The sequence below is a fragment of the Acidimicrobiia bacterium genome (assembly GCA_016650365.1).
Taxonomy (GTDB): domain Bacteria; phylum Actinomycetota; class Acidimicrobiia; order Spongiisociales; family JAENVV01; genus JAENVV01.
This window is the reverse complement of sequence record JAENVV010000017.1, coordinates 1-2,144: the sequence shown is the minus strand read 5'-3', so window position 1 is coordinate 2,144 and position 2,144 is coordinate 1. Positions and strand designations below refer to the sequence as shown.

The window sequence follows — 2,144 nt, the reverse complement described above, 5'->3', positions numbered from 1 at the left end:
TCCCAACCATCGGGGGCCTCGACGTCGACCGCCACGAGGTGACGACTGACAGGCGATCCCGCCCGGTCGAGCTTTCGAGCTTCACGCAATAGGCCGGCCGACGCGTCATCTATTCGTCGATGCTGGGCAAGGTGCTGCTCCCACGAGACGGTTAGAAACACTTCACTTAGCCGATGTGGGTCTTCGGCATTTCGGTACAACCGCCACCGATAGGCTCCAGTTCGCAGGCGTACCAGGCGAACCTCGGCCATGATCTCGGCAAATGCGTCGAGGTTGCCAGTGTCGACATCCCAGGTGTTGACAATCATGACGGGACCGCCCTCGGTTATGGCATGGCCCAAAACCGGCCCGGCGGTGAACTCGGGCGTCGACACGTCAGCCAGGGCCGGAATCCCGAGGCGAGGCGCCAGCACCGCCAGCACCAGCGAACCTGCTGAGAACACCATCATGGATGGACCTGCCCCGATCAGGTCCGCTACGGTGCCGGCGAGAATCGAGCCAATCGGTAGCACGCCGACAAAGGCCAGCGAGTACAAACTCATCGCCCGACCCCGTACCCACTCGGGAGCCATCAACTGGGCCGTGGCATTGGTCGTGGTCAGTGTCCACACCCAGGCCGCCCCGGCTACGACCAGTGCGACCATCGACCATGCCACCGACGGAGCGGCCCCCACCGCTACCCCGGCCAATCCGAACAGGCCAATGGTGGCCGGCAGCGAATGGACTCCGAGCCGCGACACGACCACCTCACGCAAGAAGGCCGCCATGAGAGCGCCAAGGCCCATCGCTCCGAGCATCAACCCATAGGCCGTGGCAGTGCCACCGAGTTCCTCGGTCCGGCTCGGCAGCACCGACTGCACTACAGCCGAGGTCATCGCGAAGAGAGCCGCCAGCAGAAGGAGCCTCCGAAAGGGCTTAGTGAATCGGGCGTAGCGAACTCCCAGGGCAATCGCGTTGGCCATCGAGTTTGTCTCTTTTTCAGACTCGGTCAGGCTCCGTCGCATGAAGGCCAACACAACGATCACCCCGGCATAGCTGATGGCATTGAGCCCAAAGGCCAGTTCGGGACCTGCCGTGGCGACGATAAGACCACCGAGCGCCGGACCGACCGCCCTCGCGACATTGAATGCCACCGAGTTCAAGGCGACGGCGCTAGCGACCATACCCCTGGGGACCAGGTCGGGGACCATGGCTTGCCAGGCAGGCAGGTTGAACGCCATGCCAACTCCGAGGACGAGCCCGAGTGTGAGCAGGACGGCGGGGCTGATCTGGCTGGTGTAGGTAATGATCGCCATGGCGGCTGCGGCCGATCCCATGACGATCTGGGAAACGAGCAGAAGCTTGGCCCGATCGACGAGGTCGGCAAGTGCCCCGGCGGTAAGCGCCAGGAAGAGGAGGGGCAGGGTCGTCGACGCCACCATGAATCCGACCCAGGTCGCCGAACCCGTAAGTTCCAACATGAGCCACGAGCCTGCAACAGCCTGGAGGAACGACCCAACGTTCGAGACAACCGAGGCCAGCCAAAGTGACCTGAACTGTCGAATACGAAGAGGAGCAACTGCCTGTGACATCGGCCCAGTCTATGACACCACCAGTAGACGCCAACTCCCGTACCATCGGAATCCCGGCGAGGCGGTAGCGGTCGGCTCCACGGACTCGCCAGTCACATACCCAAAGATACGTCGAGGTCAGCTGCTCCAATGGATTCCAACGGTCATCGGAGTGCGGCCGAATTCATAGTAATTTTGCGTACCGACCAAGACCCAGATTGCTAAACACGATGAGACCCGAATCATCACCAACGGCTAACGCAGCGTGGGGACCTGGCTGCGGTCAACCTCACCCAGCGCTAACGTTTCGTCAGATCCTGTCCTCACGGAGAACCTCTCTTGGCAACCACGAACCCTGAATCATCATCCGGCTTGACCTCGGTCAACGCCGTCCTATCGACTCGCGAGTACCTCGCGGCTATGTGGAATCGTCGGGAATTCGCTATTGAGGTGCCCCTGCAGCAACTCCGCACCACCCACCAGACCACGCTGCTCGGCAACGTATGGCATCTTGGTAACCCTTTGCTGTTCGTGGCCGTTTATTACCTCATCTTCGGTGTGATATTCGAAGTCAACCGGGGAGTCGATCACTTC

At 61.6% G+C, this 2,144-nt stretch carries 2 protein-coding genes; one reads left to right on the top strand and one right to left on the bottom strand.

Going from position 1 to position 2,144, the window contains the following annotated elements:
- On the bottom strand, positions 1 to 1,571 hold a 1,571-nt coding region (locus tag JJE47_01000; protein ID MBK5265988.1), incomplete at its 3' end, for an MFS transporter.
- 318 nt (positions 1,572 to 1,889) lie between these two features.
- Between JJE47_01000 and JJE47_00995 the strand changes: the two genes are divergently transcribed.
- Positions 1,890 to 2,144 (top strand): ABC transporter permease (locus tag JJE47_00995; protein MBK5265987.1); only part of this gene is annotated, 255 nt, incomplete at its 3' end.